A 17,833-nucleotide genomic window follows, 5' to 3' on the forward strand; every position below is an offset into this window, starting at 1 on the left:
CCGGGCATGGCTGGGTACGAACGTTCGCCAGTTCGGTGGTGCCGATCCGCGGTAGCCATGACTTCGATCCCGTCGCTCGTCACCCCGCGGGCCCCAAGGCCAGTCAAGAGTTAGGAGAAGGCGATGCTCCAACCAGTCAGTCAGATCAAGCCCGAACAGCTGGCCGACCATTACGCGAACCTCGCACGGGTCCAGTTCGATCTCCACAACGCGCGCGGACGACTCGATTTCGGGGACGCGGGGGAGGCCAGCGAGCCGCAAGTGGCCCCCGCCGCCACCCTCTCTGAGGCGTCAGCTCCCGTCAGGTACGACGCCCACTCAAGCGTCTTCGGGTTCCTTGGTTTCGCCGTCGTCACAAAGATCAGTTCCTCGCCAGCGATCTCGATGCACTGCGGAGGAGGGGGTCTGATCGCCGGAGGAGGCGACAGCTGGGGATCGGTGTGGCTCAACTACCCGCCTGAGGTTCTCCTTGGCTGGAAACTCCGCTTCGAGGCCAACATGGCCACGGCTGCAGTCAACATCAACTGGTGGGGCATGAGCGGCGAATACGTAGGTTCCTATGCGGGAGGTGGCTTGTCCAGCGGCCTCGGCGCCGCCGGTGGCAAGGGCGACGTCGAGGGGGGCTGAGCCAGCGGGCCTGTCTAATGGGTCATGTGGCCCATTAGACAGGCCCTAAGGATCTCGTAACGCCGTGATCAGGTCTGGAGGGCGAGGTTGTGCATATGGGCGACGCCGCTGATGGCCCAGTAGACGCCGTCGCCCTTCAGGCCGCAGGCACTGCGAGCTTCGCTCAAGTCGAACAGATGCCGCTGGACGCCCAGCACGGCTGGAAGCGCGACAGCATGGACAAGGGCAAGGTGGCATGGACTGGCTGCGGACGGTCGTCATCGGCCTGGTCACGGTCCTCGCCGGGTGGGACCTGCTTCCCAGCGCGTAAGCCACCCGCGGTAGTTGACCATGATCTACGGCGTCTCCGGTGCTGTGCTTGGCAGCTCGGTTCGGCACCGAGAACTTCATCAGGCTTCCGGGGCTCGACGCCGAGGCTCAGGCCCGGAATAGCGCACCCGCAGAACAAGTGCTCTGCGCCAGTAGCCCATTCCTTCGCGGCCTGCTGCTCCTCGGCGCGCTTGGCGGCCAGCCACTGCTCCTTGGAAGCGGTGTCGGCATCGCGAGCCGCCTTCCAGCACATCGTGCAGTCCTTGCCTTCGAGCCAGCGAGCGAATCCGGCGCGCCGGTCTGCGGGGCGGTCGGACAGGTCATGGACGACCTCGTGGCCGCAAGCGTGGGTGACATTCCACTGCGTACGGGACCGCGGGGAATTGCGTTGGATGCGTGATCCGGAGTTGGTTGAGCTAGTGTTCTGCGGCTTCATGCCGAGTATCTCTCTTCGGAGTTGAGGCCAGTGGCCTGGGGTGTTGCGCGGATGAGTGCATCTGATGCATGATTCGCGCGGCTGATGGGGGGTGGAGGGATGCCCGGAGCGGAACTGCGGGAGGCTTCAGCGCAGCTCGTGCTGCTCCAGGGCGTGTCTCTGCTGCATCCCGAGGACGCCGTCTTCGAGGCGATGCTCGAAGGCTGGGGGCGTCAGCAGCGCGGCGGGCGCCGACTGCAGCCGGACACGATCAGCGATCGTCAGAGCGCGGTGCGGCGTTTCGCGGAGTACACCAACGCCTATCCGTGGCAGTGGTCGGCGTCCGACCTGGACGAGTGGATGACGTACCTGATTGCCGAGTTGAAGCGGGCGGAGTCGACGATCCGTGGGTACCAGGGTGCGATCCGGATGTTTTGCGACTACGTCACCTCGCCGCACTACCAGTGGCCGGCCGAGTGCGAGACCCGCTTCGGGGCCCACCCGGTGCAGATCTGCCATGAGTGGAACACCGTCGCGCACCTGGCCGACTACGAGGGCGGTGCCCAGCGGCGGCCGATGACACGCGAGGAGATCCAGCTCTTCCTCGACCACGCGGATGCCCAGGTTGACCGGGCGATCCGGCTGGGGCGCAAGGGAGCGCTCGCGGCCTATCGGGACGCCACGGTGTTCAAGCTGATGTATGGCTGGGGCACGCGCTGCACCGAGACCTCCCGGCTGGACGTCACCGACTTCTACCGCAACCCGAAAGCCCCGGAGCTGGGCAACTTCGGGTCGCTGCACGTGCGTTACGGCAAGAGGACCAAGGGATCGCCGCCGCGCCGACGCACAACGCTGAGCGTGATGCCCTGGGCGGTGGAAGCGGTCGAGGACTATGTGATCAACGCCCGGCCCCGCTACGCGGCGGCCCCCGAGCAGTCGGCGCTGTGGCTGACCGAACGAGGCGGACGCCTTCAGGCCCGCGAGATCGAGGAACGCTTCGCGGCCTACCGTGATGCGCTGGGCCTGGACAAGTCCCTTGTCCCGCACTGCCTTCGTCACAGCCACGTGACCCACCAGATCGAGGACGGCGCGGACCCGGCCTTCGTCCAGCGCCAGGTCGGCCACCGCTACGCCTCCACGACCGCCCTCTATACCGGAGTGAGCGGGGACTTCATGAACACGATGATGCGCAAGGTCTTGGACCGCGCTCTCCAGGGCGGACAGTAGGGAGACGATGTGACGCCGAAGCTGGACTACCGCTGGCATCTGCGGGAGGTGATGGCCACCCGCGGCATGTTCTCCACGACCGACCTGCGCCCCCTGCTGGCCGAGCGCGGCATCGATCTCTCGCCCAGCCAGACCTACCGCCTGGTGGTGGAACGGCCCGAGCGGCTGAGCCTGAAGACCTTGATGGCCCTGCTCGACATCCTCGGCTGCAGCATGGATGAGCTCATCGAGCCCGTCGCGGCGGCCGGTTCGCGGCGCCGTCATAGTGCCGCGGCCGGCGGCGGAGCGGCGCCGGGGAAGGACACCGGGCTTGGCGACTTGCGGCCCAAGCGGGCCCGGATCGTGCCCGAGTAGGCGCCGGTCGTGCCCGACGGTGAGCTGCCGCGCTCCGCTACGGAGCCCGAGACGGTGATCAGCGAGATCGTCCGGTCGGCCGACCCCGCATGCGAGCGGATCGATGTCGCCGCCGTGCTCCAGGCGGTCTTCCGCCAGCGGCCTCAGCTGCGGACGCTCGCCGAGGTCCTCCAGGCCAGGCCGGACCTGCTGACGTCCGGTCGTCCCGAGGGACCACGCGCGATCGAACGGCTCGTCCGGGCGCTGCGCGACGCCGGCGCCGAACAGCTGGTGCTGCCCCGTTGCGGAGACTGCGGGCGTGAGCGTCCGCTGACCGCCCTCGGCGACGGTGCACGCATCTGCGGCGCCTGCAGCAACCGCCGCGTCGCGCGCGCCAACCCCTGCGTGATCTGCGGCAGCATAACCCTCGCCGGACGCGACCGCGCTGGCCGGCCCCGCTGCCGGGCCCACCCGCCCTGGGGTGCCACAGACCCGGCCCAGGAACTGGCCAAGCTGATCGCCGCCGGCCCCTTCGGTATCTCGCCCGCGACCGCACTGCAGGCCATCCGCCAGGTCGAGCGCACCCGACCCGGCCAACTGCGCTTGCTGTGGGCGCTGGAGGACACGCCCGGCCTGCTGACCGGCCGCGGCGCCGAGGGACCACCCAAGATCTCCGTACTGGCCCGGGCGCTGATTGACCACGGCGCCAGCGGCGTGGTCGTCCCCTCGTGCCCGTTCTGCCGACGGTCCACCAACCTCAAGCAGCGGCGTGACGGTGTTCGTTGCTGCAGGCCGTGCTGGAGCGAATCCAAGATCGAGAACTGCGCGGTTTGCGGACGCGCGCGACCGATCGGCGGCCGCAGGTTCGACGGCCGGCCCGTGTGCGGCACCTGCCGCCAGCACGACCCCTTCAACCACAGGCCATGCAGTGTCTGCGGCATGCTGCGGCTGAGGAAGTCGCGCACCGACGACGGCGGAGTCTGCACCGCCTGCCGGGAGATCCCCACCGCGATCTGCGCCACCTGCGGGCAACAGGGACGCTGCTACTTCGCCTCCACCGACGCCCCCAAGTGCCTGTCCTGCAGCGCCAAGGAGCGCAAGCAGGCCGTGTGCGTCGGCTGCGGCAAGCACCGGCGCGTGAACAACCGCACCGCCACCGGCGAGCCGCTGTGCGGAAACTGCGGCAACAAGCCCAAGCCCTGCGCCGGTTGCGGCGGGACCTTCCGCGCCAGCGGCAGGAATCCCGAAGGCGAGCCCCTGTGCCAGACCTGCTGGGCCAAGCATCCCGCCGCCCATCGCCCCTGCAGCAAGTGCGGGTCCGTCGAACGGCTCTACCGGCACGGACGATGCGCTGCCTGCGTGCGCTCCACTGACCTGCGCGAAGTGCTCAGCTCGCCGGGCGGCACGATGCGCCCGGAACTGACGCCGATTTTTCAGGCGCTGCTGGCTCCGCCGCCCCGAACCGTCTTGCGCTGGATCCACAAGGTTCCTGCCCGCCGGGCCCTCCTTCAGGCCCTGGCGACCGGGAACGGTCCGGTCACCCACGAGGCCCTGGACCGTTTCGCCGCCGCGCCGACCGTGGAGTATCTGCGCGCCGCGCTGGTGGCCGCAGGAGCCCTGCCTGCCCGGGACGAGCAACTGGCCCGGCTGGAACGCTGGTTGGCAAAGACGATCGCCCGTGTCTCGTGCACCGACGAGCGCAGGATCCTGCGCAACTACACGAATTGGCAGCCTCTGCGCAGACTCCGCAGCTTGCCGTCCGGACAACTGGTCACCCACGGCAGGGCCGAGACCGTCCGGGTCGAGATCCGTAACGTGGCCCGCCTGCTGGAATGGCTCCACGATGGCGGCACCACCCTGGCCGCCTGCACCCAGGATCAGGTGGACGCCTGGCTCGGCGAGGGTCCCACCGCGCGCGCCACGGTCCGCGGATTCCTGCTCTGGACCAGCAGACGCGGCCACAGCCGACCACTGACGGCACCGGTCATCAGCACCTACTTCGCCGCACGCACCATCAGCAAGGACCACCGCTGGACTCTGGTCCGCCGCCTCGTCCGCGACGAGCAACTCCAGGTCGCCGACAGGGCTGCCGGCCTGCTCCTGCTGCTGTTCGCTCAGCCCGTCGGCCGGATCAGCCGCCTCACCACCGAGCACGTCCTCGACCGCGGCGACACACTCGCTCTGAAGCTCGGACGCGTCCCCGTCGAGGTGCCCGCGCCCCTGGATGACCTGGTCCGCCAGCTTGTCGAGCGGCGCAAGGGCCGCGCGGCCACCGTCCCGCTCGAGGAACCCAAGTGGCTGTTCCACGGCATCTATCCCGGACAGCCGATCGACCCGCACACCCTCGGCCGGCGCCTGAAGGCGATCGGTGTCCCGCCTCAACTCGCGCGCCACGCATCGCTGATGGACATCGCCTCGGAGCTGCCCGCGGTCGTCATCAGCCGACTGCTCGGGTTCCACCAGGCCACCGGGGACAACTGGACCCGTGAAAGCCAGGGCTTCGGCGCCGACTACGCCGCAGAAATCGGCCGTCGGTGACCCGACATTCCCCAGCTTCTGATAGCCGGGCTTACCGATAACAGCCATAGATGATTTCTCCTTGAAGTCGGTTGGTAGTGGGCGCGGTTGAAGGGGCGCGGCCAGGCGCAAGGACAACTGCCGCCGCCCCGCCGGGGAAGAGGGGTGCACTACGGGTGGTGCGCGGGGGCTGTGGCGCGGGGCGGCGGTGGTGGTGGGAGTGTGGTGTCCAGGGCGGGGCGCGGGCGGATCCGTGGCGGCGTGGGGGTGCGGTGCGGTGGCAGGACGGCGACGGTGGCGCCGAGGTCCTCGGCGGCGTCCTTGACTTCGCGGGTGAGGAAGTCCAGTTGCCGGCCGAGGGCATCGAGGCGGGCTGCGATCTGCCGGCCCTGCACGGTCTCCAGGGCGGCGGCGAACTTGCCTGCGGTGTAGAGGAGTTCTTGCAGGCGGACCATCGGGCCTGCGTCGTAGCCGTGCTGGGTGGCGGTCAGCAGTGTCTCGGAGACGTCGCCAGCGGAGCGGGCTTCGGTGATGTCCTGGAGCAGCTCGTGCAGGGGCACTTCGGGTGCGGGCTCGGGGCGGTTGAACCGGGAGCTGTCGGGCCGCAGGACTCCGGGTGGCACGGGTCGTGGCAGTGCCCGTCCGGCGGTGTACTCGTCGCTGTAGTGTCCGATGACCTGCCATCCCGGCGCGTCGGGGTCGCCGGTCAGCGCGATGACGGTGGAGGTGTCGTCCTGGACCAGGTAGGCGAGTGTGATGCGCCGGCCGTCGGCGGCGTACCACGATTCGATCAGGTCCAACTCGCCGCGCAGCTTGGCGGCCTGGGCCTGGTGTGTCCACCTCTGCGCTTCTTCGGCGGTCAGCCCGGTTCCGGGTTCGCCCTGGTGGTGCTGGTCGGCGAGGTCGGCGGCGAGTGAGCTGTGGTCCGCCCAGAGGGCGAGGTGGGGCCACAGGGCCTGGTGCTGCTCGCGCTCGGCGGCCGAGCCGGGGGTGGCGGGGCGGCCAAGGATGCGGGTGATCTCGGCGTGGGAGGCGGCGAGGGCATCGAGCAGGGTGCGCCAGGCGGTGGTGTGCCGGGCCGGCGGCAGTTCGTCGAGGCTGCTGCGGGCTGCGTCCAGCAGGCCGGTGGCGTGCGGGGCGAGATGCGTGGTGTATGCCTCGGCGGCTGCGGCGTTGCGGCGGGCGCGGGCTGCTGCTGCGGCGTGGTGGTGGACGGTGCGGCCGTAGCGGTCCTGGGTGGTGTCGAGCGCGGTGGTGGTCTCGCGGTCGATGACGGCCATGCGAAGGCGGAAGTCACGGGCATGCTCTGCGAGTTCGCGGGCCGGGGTGGTGTCGGTGATCGCTTCTCCTGATGGTCGAGGTCAGCTGCGGGCTCGGCACCGGGCGGGGCCTGGGCGGTCATGGCCGGCGGGCGGGCAGGTGCGGGCGGTGCGGCCTGTTGGGGTGCGTCGGTGCGCAGGTCGGGGTCGAGGGCGACGGGGTAGCGGGCGGCGGTGAGCATCGCGGCTGCCCACGTCGCGTGCTCGTTCTCCCAGTCGCGCCCCAGATCGAACGGGAGCCGGATCCAGTAGCCGCGCAGTGCCGGCTGGAACAGGAAGTGGGCTCGGCGCAGGATGTCTGCGGCCAGAAGGTCCAAGGGGCCTTCCACTTCGACCTCGCCGCCCTGTCCGCGGGTGATGCGGATCGGCTCGGCGGTCATCGGGAGCGTCCGCTGGCGGAAGCGGTCAGGTGGACGGTGGGGGCGTAGGCGGGCTTGGGCGGGATCGGACGGGCAGAGGGCGGGGAGGTGGTCAGTGCCGGGCCGCATTGCGGGGAGCGTCCGGCGGAGGCCCGCGCGACGCGGTTGCGCCGCTCGGTGTGCTCGGGGACGGCCATGGGGTTGTGGGCCGGTCCGGGGGTGATGACGGGGTCGAGGAGGTAGTCGGCGTGCACGGCATAGCCGTGGCGGCGCAGGTCATGGACGGCCTGGCGGGTGCGCCGCATGCCGTCCTGGTCCGGGTTGGTCAGCCGGTACAGGCCGGGCCGTTCGGGTACGGGCTCGAACTGCTCACAGGTGAGGAACCAGTGGGCCAGGTGGGCGGGCATCGTGGCGGTGGCGGTGGCGACGAAGCCGTGGTGGGGATGGGTGCCGAAGGCGAAGTAGGCGTCAGGGGGCAAGGGGTGAGCCTTTCGGTGGAGAGGCGGGTCACCGGTGGGGTGCGGGCCGGCCGGGCGGGAGGGCGCGGGGTTGCCGCCTGTGCCTGGCGGAGGAACGGCTCGCTGTGGGTGAGCCAGGTGGTGATGGCCGGCCACGTCCGAAGGTTGCGTTCCGTGCGGGCGAGCGGGGTGCCGAAGGCCAGCTCCTCGCGCACGGCCTCGGCGTCGCTGAGGGCGCCGGCCAGCTGTGTGAGGGCCTGGGTGTCCTGGGGCCACGGTGTGGCGGTGGGGTGGCAGCGGTCCAGCAGCGCGGGGGCGTGGTCCAGCACGGTCAGGAAGTCCCGCCAGGCACTGTCCAGGAATTGTGCGGTCGCATCGCCGAGCGCGTCGATGTCCAGCGGGGTGGCGTCGCTGTACCGGGTGGAGGCGACCATCGCGGCCCAGGCGTCGTGCTCGGTGCGGATGCGGTCGAGGGCGCCGGCGACGTCTGTGATCCGGCGGGCATGGACGGCGCGGTCGAAGGCGGGCAGGTACCGGCCGGTGATCTCCCGGGCGGCGTGACCGGGGAAGGGCGGCAGGACGATGCTGCGCGGGGCGTGCGGATCGCCGTGCCCTTCACCGAACAGCTCCCGGGCGAAAGCGCCGACGAGGTAGTGGAGTTGGTGGCCGGGGCGCTCGATGAGCAGCAGGGTGGTGCCCGATGCCGTATCGGTGAGGGTGGCGGCGTAGGGGACCCGGTCGCTCTGCACGGCGCGGACGAGTTCGCCGCTGTCCCACAGCCACGGCACGAGGTCCTCCTGCCACACCGGATGGCAGTACAGCTCGACCTGGGTGTCCCACTGGCCGGGCAGGAGACGGGCGATGTCACAGGCGGCGTCGCCGATGAAGCGCCGGCTGCTGGTCGTCACCGTGACGCCGTGCGCCTCGGCCGAGCGGACCAGGCCGGCCACAGTGGCGCAGGAGGCGACCGGATCGCCAGCCTGTTTCAGGCGGTACACACCGGCGTCGCCCCGCTGGAACCCGGATGCCTCCAGTGCGGTGCCCGCGGCCTCGTACTTCGAGCCGGACGGCATGGCGACGATGCCGGCATCCCGGCTGTAGGCGAGGATGATCTGCGCGTCAGCCACGGGCGTGCGCCTGGTGGGTGAGGGCGGCGCGCAGGGCGCGGCCGTAGTGCCAGGCATGCTCGCGGGCGGCCGGCTCCAGCTGGTCGTACCCGGGCTGGGCTGTCATCTGACCTGCGTATTTGCGGTATCTGTACACCGTGTGGGGCAGCAGGATTCCGGGGGCAAGGCTGGTCACGCCGACGGCCGCGCAGTAGTCCTCGCCTTGGACGAGTCCGCCCATCGGGGCGGCGCGCACCAGCTCGGTGCGGGCCAGGATCGTGGTCGGCCCGATCGGGATGGTGTGCTCCGGAGAGCGCCAGTACGTCCACACATCCCCCGGCTCGTGCCGGCCCGGCGGCGTCGGGCAGCGCCAGACGGTGGTCGACCCGTCGGGGTGGAGATCCTCACTCCATCCGGCGCACCAGCCCACCCCTGTTTCTTCCAGGGCCTGAAGCCGCACCGCCATGGCGTCCGGTGCGAACTCGTCATCGTCGTCGGCCCAGTTGCAGAACTCGGTGCGGACCTGGGTCAGGGCGAGGTTGCGGGCGCAGGCGGCGCCGACCGGCCGGGGCAGAGCGAGGGTGCGCACGCGAGGGTCGGCCGCGAGCGGCTGCGGCAGCCGGGCGGGGTCGGCGCCATCGATGGCGATGACCGCCTCCCACGGAACGCTCTGACGGTCAAGGCTTGTGTGCATGGCGGTCAGATAGCCGAGCCGGTCTTCGCGCAGCTGGGTGGCGATGACGACCGTGATCAAGGGCGTGTCGGACGTGGACAGGAGAGTTCCTCCGGCGGGTGGGTGGGGGTGAAGGCTGTCAGCGGCGCGCGGCGGGGCGGGTCGGCACGCCGCGCGCCGGGGCAGGGGCGCCAGTGGCGGCCAAAGGTGCAGCGGCCCGCGTGGTTCGCGCGGTGGGGTTCCAGCGTGTGGGGGTGTCGCTGAAGGCGGTGCGGGGGTCGGTGTGCCAGTCCACGATTGGGCCGCGGTCGTGGTGGAGCAGGCTGATCACTTCGATCCCCTGTGGGTGCAGGATGTAGCCCCACTGCAGGTCCTGCGCGTCGGCGGTGGAGTCGGTGACCGTCATCCGCACCGGCGGAGAGCCGTCCGGCGTGATCAGGTTGTCCAGGGTGCGGCTGGGCCACTGCTCGCCGCCGGTCAGCGCGTCGACCAGCGCGGGCGGGGCTTTGTCGAGCAGGTCGGTGCCCAGCTCCTCCCAGCCGATGGCGACGTCGTCCACGAGGTGGCGCGACATGGCCTCGACGTTTTTGCCGAACCGGTGCTGGTAGGCGGTCAGAAGCAGCGGCAGGTGGTGGCTGGGCTCTCCGTCGAAGTGGACGTATATGCCGTGGTAGCCGCCGTTGTGGTGGGGGCGGGCGATGAAGGATCGGGTCGACAGGAGAGCGCTCCGTGAGGTGTTGGTGGGCTACCGGCCGGGTGTCGGGCCGGCGGGAGGGATACCGGGTGGGGCCGGGGGAAGGCCGGCCGCAGTCCGGCCCTGGGGCGGGACGGGTGGTGCCGGTGCCGGGTCGTATGCGGCGTGCAGGATCGCAAGGTCCGCTTGGTCGGCGATGGCCAGCACGGACAGGCTGCGGCTGGCGGCTGTCATCAGCATCTTGGGCGGAGATCCGGGCTCGGCCCCGCGGTTCTGGCCGCGCCAGCGGGCGGCGGCCACCAGGTAGTCGCTCACCGTCTGGAGAACCGGTTCGGCCGCATCCAGAAAGTGCTGGGTGACCGCGCTGGCCTGCGCGGGTGTTTCGGCGGCGGCCAGAGCGTCGAGGTAGGGGCGGAGATCGGGGCTCGGCAGGTTCTGCTCGGGCAGCGGGTGCTGGGCCAGGAACGGCTCGGCGTCCCGCTTCGCCCAGCGCAGCAGGTCGCCCTTGGTGGCGGTGCCGTAGCGGGCGGCGGCGATCTGGTCGGCATCGCGTCCGACGTTGTCGTACAGCTCGAAGTCGGGGTTGCGCATCGGGCGGGTCCTCAAGGGAAAGGTGCTCGGATACGGCTGCCTCGGCGTCCGCGCGGCGGCAGCCGTATCCGACTGAGGTGTGGGGTAGTTGGCGGCCGGGGCTCCGGCTGGTGCCGGGCGTCGGCGCGGTCGTTGCCCCCAGGCTGTGGAAGAAGAAAGGTGCCAGCGTGGCCCGGCGGCCGGCTTACCGGTGGCGGGCGGTCGCGGAGGTGCTGACGGGTGGCGGAACGGGCATGGGCGCTGACGTGGTTGGGGCCGTGGCGTGGCGGAGGTTCACGCCGATGCCCTGGTGGGCGAGCTGGTGCACCAGGGCCTGCACGCGCAGCGCTCGGCCGTCCTCGCCGTATGCGGCGGGCAGCAGGAACGCGGCCTGGTGAGGGTGGTACTGGAAGCCGAGGGTGTACAGCGTGGTGCGGGCGTCCTCGGGAACGCTGTCGTACGGCGTGCCGAGGGCGCCGTCCTCGTACCAGGTCAGGGTGACGACGCGTGGTACCTGTGGCGGTGGTGACCGGTGCGCTGGCTCGGGCTTTTCGGCCGCGTTGCGGCGCACGGCTGCCAGGGCGTTCTTGTAGCGGGGCAGGAGGCGGCGGGTGACCTCGGCGGCTGCGCGGGCCGGATCGCCTGTGACCTTGATTCCGTTCGGTTCTTCCACGCCGTGGAAGTGGTGGTCCTTGAGGCCGTCTTCGGGGGCGACGGGGGCGACGAGGAAGTGGTGGCGGTGCAGCGGCCGGTCGATGACGTAGAGTTGCTCGCCGTTTGGGCCGGTCAGCAGGCTGTGGTGGCCGAGGACGAATTCGCTGACTGCCCAGTAAACATGTCCGCAGTCCCAGACCCGGTCACCGACGGGAAACTGGTCTTGGTAGGTCATGTGCTGGTGGTACTGACTGGTCCATGCGCCGGGCAGGCGCGAGGCGAGCGCTTGAGCGAAGGAAGCCATGTCGGTGCGGTCGTGGTTCATGTGCTCCGGATGTGAGTTGGTGCCTGGCGGGGAATCGGTGGATTGTGTCCTTCAGCGCATGACGCGCGCAGGGCGGGCTTCTGCGGGCATCGCGGGCGCTGGACTGGTGCGGGACCGGGCGGCATGGATCCGAGAGAGCTCGGCCGCATTGGTGCGCAACTGTTGGGCGGCAGTGCGCAGTAGAGGGGCGACAAGGTCGAGGCGTTCCTGGAGGGGCTGTCGGGCGTCGAGTGGAATGGGAATCCGTTTCCCGACCGCTGGCTGCAGAAGATGCCCGTGGAGAAACCCCAATCTTTCGGTGACGTGGCCGAGGTGGCTGAGAGCCATTCCAAGGGGCACGGCAGATTGGGCGAGTGCGGCGGTACCGAAGCGTTCGACGGGACCATGCGACGGGCGGTGGAGGACTTCGTCTCGATAGCTGGTTGTCAGCTCCTCGCTGATCTCCATGAGTACGCAGCTTGCGTCGCCGATCAGCTTCTGGATGGCTGGGGTGATGTCGTCGCCGCGCTGGAGTTGTCCGGCAGCCGGAAGATCTGCCGTCATACGGTCGAGGGTGCGGGCCAGTTGCAGGAAGTATTCGGGATGGGTGATGTCCGGCATGTGGCTTAGGTCCCTTCAGTTGGAGCGAACTTGCGGGGGATTCAGTGCATGCGGGCGTCGGTGTCGAACAGCGCCAGCTCGTGCGGGTGCAGGAGGTGCTGCACGATGAAGGAGCGTCCGGCGACCTTCCACAGTCCGCGGCCCCGGTTGAGGTGGGCGATGGCCTCGGTCTCCACCGACGTCAGGCCCAAGAGTGCGGCGGCGGCTTGGAGTTGGTCGGTCTCCTGCCGGTAGATGATGCGGGTGGAACAGTCGGCCAGCAGGCCCTCGGCCAGAGCGCGTCCTCGTGATCCGGCGTCGCCGGCGGTGAGCAGGTCGGACAGGCGGTGGATGACCATGAGGTTTGCGATGCCCAGGCCGCGGGAGAGTTTCCACTGGGACTGCATGCGCTGCAGCAGGCCGGGGTGGCGCATCAGGCGCCAGGCTTCGTCGTAGACGATCCATCGCCGTCCGCCGCGTGGGTCGGTGAGCGCGGATTCCATCCAGGCGCTCGCGCAGGTCATGGCGAGGACGAGGGCGGTGTCGTCACCCGAGCCGCCCAGCCGGGACAGGTCGGTGGTCAGCATTGGCGAGTTGGGGTCGAAGCGCACGGTGCTGGGCGCGTCGAACATCCCCGCCAGGTCGCCGTGGACCATGCGGCGCAGGGCGTGGGCCAGGTCGCGTGCGGCCTCACCCAGGCGGCCGGACATCACGCCGCCGGCGGCATCGAGCTGGTCGGGGTTGTTGAGGGTGGCGGCGATGTCGCCGAGCAGCGGGGTGCGGCCTGTGGCGGCGGCGTGGGTGACGACGGCGTCGAGGGCGACGTCGAGCGCGGTGTGCTCCATCGGCATCAGGTCCCGTCCGAGGACGGTACGGGCCAGGGAGCCGAGCAGGAGCAGGCGGCGCTTGCGGATCTCGCCCGCCCAGTCCGCCTCGGAGACACTGTTGGGTCGCGGGGCGGCGTCGAGGGGGTTGAGCTTGCCGGGCAGGCCAGGGCCGAGGGCGATGGAGGTGCCGCCCAGCGCGGTGGCCACGGGTGTCCATTCGCCCTTGGGGTCGCAGGGGACGTAGACGCGGTAGCCGAAGGCGACCGACCGCAGGGCGAAGGATTTGGCGAGCGCGGACTTGCCCTGGCCGATGACGCCGGCGAGCAGCACGTTGGGGTTGGTGAAGCCCTCGATCTTGCCGTACAGGGCGAAGGGGTCGAAGCAGAAGGAGGCTTCGGCGTGGACGTCGCGGCCGATGTAGATGCCTTCGGCGCCGAGGCCGCCTTCGGCGAGGAAGGGATAGGCCCCGGAGGCGGTGGCGGTGGTCATCCGGTGGGCCGGCAGTCGGAGCTTGTTGCCCCGGGCGGAGGCAGGTCCTGGGCGCCCGGCGGGCGGGTAGATGGGGGCGGGGGCTTCCTGCTCGACGGGTTCCTGGCCGCTCGGGTGGACGGCTGCCTGGGCGCGGGCCTTGGCGGTGGCTTCGGCGAGCTGGCGGCGGGCGGCCTTGCGGGCGGCGCGGTCGGTGCCGTGCGGGGTGAACAGCGGGGAGGCCGAGGCGCGTCGGGCGCGGCGGGCGGGCCGGTGGTTCATCGGTGATGCTCGATTCGGCGGTTCCCGCTCATGAGGCGCAGCTGGTGGTGCGGCCGGGGAGCGGGGTGTTGAGATCGGTGGGGGTGGTCTTGCGGCGGATGGCGTGGCCGGAGGCGAGGTGGCGCTGGCAGATGGTCAGCACCGGCGGTCCTTCCGGAAGCCGCTCGGGCCGGCACTCGGCTCCCGCGTCGCTGTTGGGCGTGGGCGGCAACAGGTGGAAGGCGTCGTGCACGGCGGCCGTGGCCTGCCAAAGCCGGGCGTGCGCTGCGGCGAGGTGCCGGCCTGCAAGGGGATGCGGGGGGCGTGCTGCTTCGGCGAGCTGGTCGAGGAGTCGGTGCAGCTCGGTGAGGTGTGCGTGGAGCGTGTCGAGGTGGGTGCGGTCCACCGGCGCTGGCTGGGGTTGGCGGTTCAGGACGCGGGCGTGGTGGCGGACGCCGGCGGTGGCAGCCCGCAGGTAGGGATACGCGTCGGGTCCGGTGACGTGATGCTGGGTCAATGAAGTGTCCTTGCAGCCGGGTTGGCTGGAGCGGGGACTGGGCTGGCGGAGCGGGGAAGGGTGGCCAGTGCCGAGGTGTGCGCGGGCTCGGCGGGCCTCTGCTCTGCGCGGAGATCGTTGAATTCGCCTCGCGTCGGGAGGCCGGGATGGCTTTGCTCGGGGAGGTAGATGATGTCGGCGCCATTGTCGGATTCAGCGGCGTCGGCCAGGTACCACTCGCGCCAGGAAGGAAGGCGGGACAGCACGAAGACCGCGTCGTTGATGTCGCAGGCGTTGACGACAAAACTTGTCGGGGCCTTGCCGATGTGTCGCTCGCGTCCGGCGAACGTGAGGGTGAAGGCTTGTGGCGCCGGTGGGCCGACGAGCTCGGTGAGGCGGCTCATCACGCTGTCGAGATGGTCGCTTGCCTCGATGGCCGTGCTGATGCGGGCGTCGTCGTATTCGGGATATCTCTCCTCGATCACCTCGCCTTCGGCGTCGAGGTATTGGCCGATGATGGCGTGGTGGCGGGCGGCCAGTTCCTGGCAGGAAGTGAGCAGGGCACGCAGTTCGCGGATGAGATGGTCGTGGTCGGTGTTTGAGGTCAGCGCATGTCCAGGGGGCTGGAGGGCTTACAGGGCGGTGCGGGCGAGCGGCAGGGCGCCGAGGGTCAGGGCGTCGGGCTGCTGGAAGTTCAGGCGCCGCAGGTCGACTTGGGCGGTGACGGCGGCGGTCTCGATCTGGGCGCAGGCCGCGTCGAGGAGGGCGTCGGTTTCGGCGGAGACGGTGAGCAGGCCGGTCAGGGCGACGTCGGCGTGGCCGGCGATGAGCTGGCGTTCACGCTTTTTGACGTCGGCGTACTCGATGGAGTCGGCCTCGGAGTCGACCTGGCCGCGGCGGGCGCGCTCGTTGGCGTCGGCGATGATGGCCGCCTTCTTGCGCTGCACGTCGCGCAGCGCCGACTCCAGTCCCTGGGGCGCGTAGATGAGGGAGAGGCTGCGGCGGACGCCGGCGGTGAACATCAGCCCGTGCAGGAAGCCGGGCGAGGTTTCGGTGCGGGGCCAGTCCTCGATCCAGTACGTGGCGTGCCGGGCGGTATCGGTGATCACCCGGTCGTCCTCCTCGACCTGGACGACGGGTCCGGCGGCGGCCGGGTCGGCCTCGGCCCGCCCAGTGTCCGACCACTGCTGCAGCGCGGAGAGTGCCTTGGGGTCGTAGGCGGTGCGGATCACGGCGGCGATCTCGCGTGCGGTGAGCCAGCCGGTGACCATCAGTCCGGCGCTGCGGGCGGCCTGCGCGACGCTGCTGGTGGTCTGCTCCATCACCGTGAAGGCGCCGGGCAGGCCGCCGCCGGCCTGGCTGATGAGCCGCTTGGCGGCCTTCATGTCCAGCGAGATCGCCAGGTACGCCTCGTGCGGGGCGGCGGCGGGGCCGGCGGAGGCGACGAGCTCGGAGTAGACCTGCCCGGCCACGGGGGTTTCGGGGCGGCCCTGCTGCGCCCAGTGGCGGGCGAGGGTATCGCCGGAGTCGGGGACGGTGCGCTCCAGCACCTGCACGGTGGCCACATGCCCGGTCCGGGCGATACCGGCGAGCGCGCGGCCCCAGGCTTGGACGTTGTGGTTCTGGGTGGCGGGGTCCAGCAGGGCGAAGGCCCGGGAGGAGACGCGGGCGACGGCCGTGAGGGTCTGGCGGTGCGGGTCGTACACCGCGGCGGCCCCGCCGGCGGAATCACCGGGGGTGACCACGCGCAGGGAGGCGCTGGTACCGGGCAGGTGCAGAAGTCCGTCCTGGCGAGGGCGGGAGACCGGCCGGGCCAGCCACAGCGTCTGCCCGGTGCGCCGTCGGTGGGCGTAGCGGGCGACGATCGGGGCCCAGTCGATCAACGAGCGGCCGTGCCGGCGGATCGCGACCAGGGCGGCGATTGCCGCCCACAGCGGGGTCAGGGCGATGGCGCCGACCAGCCCGGTGCTCGTCACCGTGACCAGCAGGAGGGCCAAAGCGCTGGAGACGAGGGTGAGTTGGGGCAGGGACAGGCCGAGGAGGATGCCGCGCCGGGATCGGTGGGGGAATTTGACCGTGAGGGGGGCGACGGTGAGATCAGACAAGGCGGTTCCGGAAAAGGGGTGCGCGGGGCGGTGGCCGGGAGCGGGACGCACCTGGGGGTGGTGCGTCCCGCCCCCGGACCCTGTCGGGCGGGGAGAAGGGGTCAGATGCCGGTGGGCGGCGGAGGCGGCGGGGCGGCAGGCCCGTTCGGTGAACCGCTCTGGGCGGGGGCCGGCGGTGCGCCTTGCGGCGGTGGTGTGCCCGCGCCGGTCGGAGTCCCGGACATCCATCCACTGCCGCCGGGGCCCTGCGGTGATCCGGGGCCGCCCTGGCCGGGGCTGCCGCCGAGGTGGCCGCTGGTGTCGTCGCCCGGTCGCATCGGCGGGGGCTGGACGGCCTTCTCCAGACCGTTCTTGATCCCGTCGCCTGAAGAGGACTCGCCCGGGCTGTTGCTGGACTTGTTGCCTTGCTGGCCGGGGCCCTTGCTGGTGGGGGCGATGTCACCGGGGAAGCCGCCGGGCACCGCGTCGGGGCCCTGCGGGGCAGCGCCTGCACCGGCTGCCGCGCCGCCGGTTCCGGCGGTGGCAGCCGCCGCAGCAGCCTTGTGGCCGGCGCGTTCGGCGTGCTGGCGGGCGATCTGGGCACCGGCGCCACCGGCGCGGTGGATGTCCTCGCCATTGGTGCCCTCAGCGGCCCAGTGCACGAACTTGAACGTCGCGTACGGGCACAACAGGATCAAGACCATGATGACGATGCCGGACATGACGTCCGCGAGGGCTGCGAGACCGTCCTTGGAGTCGGTCTTGCCCATGGCGGCGATGCCGAGCACGAAGATGATCGTCATCAGCAGCTTGCTGACCACCAAGGTGGCGGTGGCCTCGATCCAGCCCCTGCGCCACCGGCGTGCGACTTCCCAGCCGCCGCCCGCGCCGGCGAAGACGGCGAGGGTGACCATGACGAGGATGCCGACCTTGCGGACCATCATCACGCACCAGTACAAGAACGCCCCGACCGCGGCGCCGAGTCCGGCGAAGACCGCCACCAGCCAGCCCAGGCCGGACAGGGCGCCGATCTGGCTGACCAGGACGATGCGGCGCACGGCTGATTCGATGGACAGGTGCGCGGAGGCGAACAGCCCGTCCGAGAGCGCGTCGACGACTTCGATGGCGACCGTGGTGCCGGCGATGGCGCAGAAGGCGAACAGGACGCCGGACATGGTGCCGGTGAACGCTTGGCTGAGTGCTTGTCCGTCGCGCCTTACGGCGGCTCTGATGAGCTGGGCGCAGAAGGTGCCGACCAGGAGGGTCAGGCCGATCGGCAGCAGCGTTTCGTAGTTGTCGCGGAACCAGGCGGCGTTCAGGTCCACCTTGGTGGTGGTGTTGACGGCCTTGGCGGCCAGGTCGGCGGCGGAGGCGGCCAGTTCACCGGCGCTCTTGGCCATCCAGTCGCCGATGGCCTTGCCGGGGTCGGAGGCGAAGTCGACCGCCTTCTTGACGCCGCACAGTTGGTGCGCGAGGGGGAAGTCGCAAAAGCCCAAGGGGTGCTCTTCCTCCTTTCCAGATCAGGGAGTTGG

Annotated in this window: 18 protein-coding genes and 1 pseudogene; 4 read left to right on the plus strand and 15 right to left on the minus strand. The window is 70.7% G+C overall.

Going from position 1 to position 17,833, the window contains the following annotated elements:
* Positions 1 to 123 precede the first annotated feature (123 nt).
* Positions 124 to 627, plus strand: coding sequence for a hypothetical protein (locus CV755_RS08945; RefSeq protein ID WP_109279639.1), 504 nt, complete (start codon positions 124 to 126; stop codon positions 625 to 627).
* Positions 628 to 695: 68 nt separating this feature from the next.
* Here the strand turns inward: CV755_RS08945 and CV755_RS36660 are convergent, their stop codons facing one another.
* The gene (locus tag CV755_RS36660; RefSeq protein ID WP_277751793.1) at positions 696 to 824 is read right to left on the minus strand and encodes a hypothetical protein; all 129 of its coding nucleotides are present in this window, start codon (positions 822 to 824) and stop codon (positions 696 to 698) included.
* Between the two features lie 266 nt (positions 825 to 1,090).
* Positions 1,091 to 1,372: pseudogene (locus tag CV755_RS35940) on the minus strand (hypothetical protein); the annotation flags it as partial.
* Positions 1,373 to 1,471: 99 nt separating this feature from the next.
* Here CV755_RS35940 and CV755_RS08955 point away from each other — a divergent pair.
* The 3 genes from CV755_RS08955 to CV755_RS08965 are packed head-to-tail and all read left to right on the plus strand — an operon-like array spanning position 1,472 to position 5,449.
* The gene (locus tag CV755_RS08955; RefSeq protein WP_109279640.1) at positions 1,472 to 2,578 is read left to right on the plus strand and encodes a tyrosine-type recombinase/integrase; all 1,107 of its coding nucleotides are present in this window, start codon (positions 1,472 to 1,474) and stop codon (positions 2,576 to 2,578) included.
* Positions 2,579 to 2,587: 9 nt separating this feature from the next.
* Positions 2,588 to 2,932, plus strand: coding sequence for a helix-turn-helix domain-containing protein (locus CV755_RS08960; protein ID WP_109279641.1), 345 nt, complete (start codon positions 2,588 to 2,590; stop codon positions 2,930 to 2,932).
* A gap of 54 nt (positions 2,933 to 2,986) precedes the next feature.
* Positions 2,987 to 5,449, plus strand: a complete 2,463-nt coding sequence (locus CV755_RS08965; RefSeq protein ID WP_241561066.1) for a hypothetical protein — start codon at positions 2,987 to 2,989, stop codon at positions 5,447 to 5,449.
* A gap of 149 nt (positions 5,450 to 5,598) precedes the next feature.
* Here CV755_RS08965 and CV755_RS08970 read toward each other — a convergent pair whose 3' ends face one another.
* From CV755_RS08970 to CV755_RS09035, 13 genes are all read right to left on the minus strand, one after another.
* A complete protein-coding gene (locus tag CV755_RS08970; RefSeq protein WP_161968630.1) occupies positions 5,599 to 6,708 on the minus strand; it encodes a hypothetical protein in 1,110 nt (369 codons plus the stop codon).
* 415 nt (positions 6,709 to 7,123) lie between these two features.
* Positions 7,124 to 7,513: a hypothetical protein gene (locus CV755_RS08980; RefSeq protein ID WP_241561067.1), complete on the minus strand. Its 390-nt coding sequence runs from the start codon at positions 7,511 to 7,513 to the stop codon at positions 7,124 to 7,126.
* Positions 7,432 to 8,691: a hypothetical protein gene (locus CV755_RS08985; protein WP_241561068.1), complete on the minus strand. Its 1,260-nt coding sequence runs from the start codon at positions 8,689 to 8,691 to the stop codon at positions 7,432 to 7,434. Before CV755_RS08985 ends, CV755_RS08980 begins: the two co-directional genes overlap by 82 nt.
* Positions 8,684 to 9,424 (minus strand): glycosyltransferase family 2 protein, encoded by a 741-nt coding sequence (locus CV755_RS08990; protein ID WP_109279644.1) that lies wholly within the window; start codon positions 9,422 to 9,424, stop codon positions 8,684 to 8,686. Before CV755_RS08990 ends, CV755_RS08985 begins: the two co-directional genes overlap by 8 nt.
* Before the next feature lie 58 nt (positions 9,425 to 9,482).
* Positions 9,483 to 9,917 (minus strand): hypothetical protein, encoded by a 435-nt coding sequence (locus CV755_RS08995; protein WP_338323637.1) that lies wholly within the window; start codon positions 9,915 to 9,917, stop codon positions 9,483 to 9,485.
* A 171-nt stretch (positions 9,918 to 10,088) separates the two neighbouring features.
* Entirely contained in the window at positions 10,089 to 10,628 is a 540-nt protein-coding gene (locus tag CV755_RS35945) for a hypothetical protein (RefSeq protein ID WP_241561069.1), read from the minus strand.
* 184 nt (positions 10,629 to 10,812) lie between these two features.
* Positions 10,813 to 11,586 (minus strand): hypothetical protein, encoded by a 774-nt coding sequence (locus CV755_RS09005; RefSeq protein WP_109279646.1) that lies wholly within the window; start codon positions 11,584 to 11,586, stop codon positions 10,813 to 10,815.
* Positions 11,587 to 11,637: 51 nt separating this feature from the next.
* Positions 11,638 to 12,186: a hypothetical protein gene (locus CV755_RS34145; RefSeq protein ID WP_153068621.1), complete on the minus strand. Its 549-nt coding sequence runs from the start codon at positions 12,184 to 12,186 to the stop codon at positions 11,638 to 11,640.
* A 41-nt stretch (positions 12,187 to 12,227) separates the two neighbouring features.
* A complete protein-coding gene (locus CV755_RS09015; RefSeq protein WP_109279648.1) occupies positions 12,228 to 13,742 on the minus strand; it encodes an ATP-binding protein in 1,515 nt (504 codons plus the stop codon).
* Between the two features lie 28 nt (positions 13,743 to 13,770).
* Positions 13,771 to 14,238: a DUF6238 family protein gene (locus CV755_RS09020; protein ID WP_109279649.1), complete on the minus strand. Its 468-nt coding sequence runs from the start codon at positions 14,236 to 14,238 to the stop codon at positions 13,771 to 13,773.
* On the minus strand, positions 14,235 to 14,702 hold the full coding sequence (locus CV755_RS34150; RefSeq protein WP_153068622.1) for a hypothetical protein: 468 nt from the start codon (positions 14,700 to 14,702) through the stop codon (positions 14,235 to 14,237). The genes CV755_RS09020 and CV755_RS34150 overlap by 4 nt, the downstream gene beginning before the upstream one ends.
* A gap of 147 nt (positions 14,703 to 14,849) precedes the next feature.
* Positions 14,850 to 16,322, minus strand: coding sequence for an SCO6880 family protein (locus tag CV755_RS09030; RefSeq protein ID WP_109279756.1), 1,473 nt, complete (start codon positions 16,320 to 16,322; stop codon positions 14,850 to 14,852).
* Positions 16,323 to 16,423: 101 nt separating this feature from the next.
* Positions 16,424 to 17,797: an SCO6881 family protein gene (locus CV755_RS09035; RefSeq protein WP_109279651.1), complete on the minus strand. Its 1,374-nt coding sequence runs from the start codon at positions 17,795 to 17,797 to the stop codon at positions 16,424 to 16,426.
* Between the last annotated feature and the right edge of the window lie 36 nt (positions 17,798 to 17,833).

The organism is Streptomyces orinoci, assembly GCF_003121295.1.
GTDB classification, from domain to species: domain Bacteria; phylum Actinomycetota; class Actinomycetes; order Streptomycetales; family Streptomycetaceae; genus Streptomyces; species Streptomyces orinoci.

Excerpts from the sequence above, each read along its gene's own strand:
- CV755_RS08945 (WP_109279639.1), top strand. The coding sequence starts at position 124 with ATGCTCCAACCAGTCAGTCAGATCAAGCCCGAACAGCTGGCCGACCAT.
- CV755_RS08955 (WP_109279640.1), top strand. The coding sequence starts at position 1,472 with ATGCCCGGAGCGGAACTGCGGGAGGCTTCAGCGCAGCTCGTGCTGCTC.
- CV755_RS08970 (WP_161968630.1), bottom strand. The coding sequence starts at position 6,708 with ATGGCCGTCATCGACCGCGAGACCACCACCGCGCTCGACACCACCCAG.
- CV755_RS08980 (WP_241561067.1), bottom strand. The coding sequence starts at position 7,513 with ATGCCCGCCCACCTGGCCCACTGGTTCCTCACCTGTGAGCAGTTCGAG.
- CV755_RS08995 (WP_338323637.1), bottom strand. The coding sequence starts at position 9,917 with ATGTCGCGCCACCTCGTGGACGACGTCGCCATCGGCTGGGAGGAGCTG.
- CV755_RS35945 (WP_241561069.1), bottom strand. The coding sequence starts at position 10,628 with ATGCGCAACCCCGACTTCGAGCTGTACGACAACGTCGGACGCGATGCC.
- CV755_RS09005 (WP_109279646.1), bottom strand. The coding sequence starts at position 11,586 with ATGAACCACGACCGCACCGACATGGCTTCCTTCGCTCAAGCGCTCGCC.
- CV755_RS34145 (WP_153068621.1), bottom strand. The coding sequence starts at position 12,186 with ATGCCGGACATCACCCATCCCGAATACTTCCTGCAACTGGCCCGCACC.
- CV755_RS09015 (WP_109279648.1), bottom strand. The coding sequence starts at position 13,742 with ATGAACCACCGGCCCGCCCGCCGCGCCCGACGCGCCTCGGCCTCCCCG.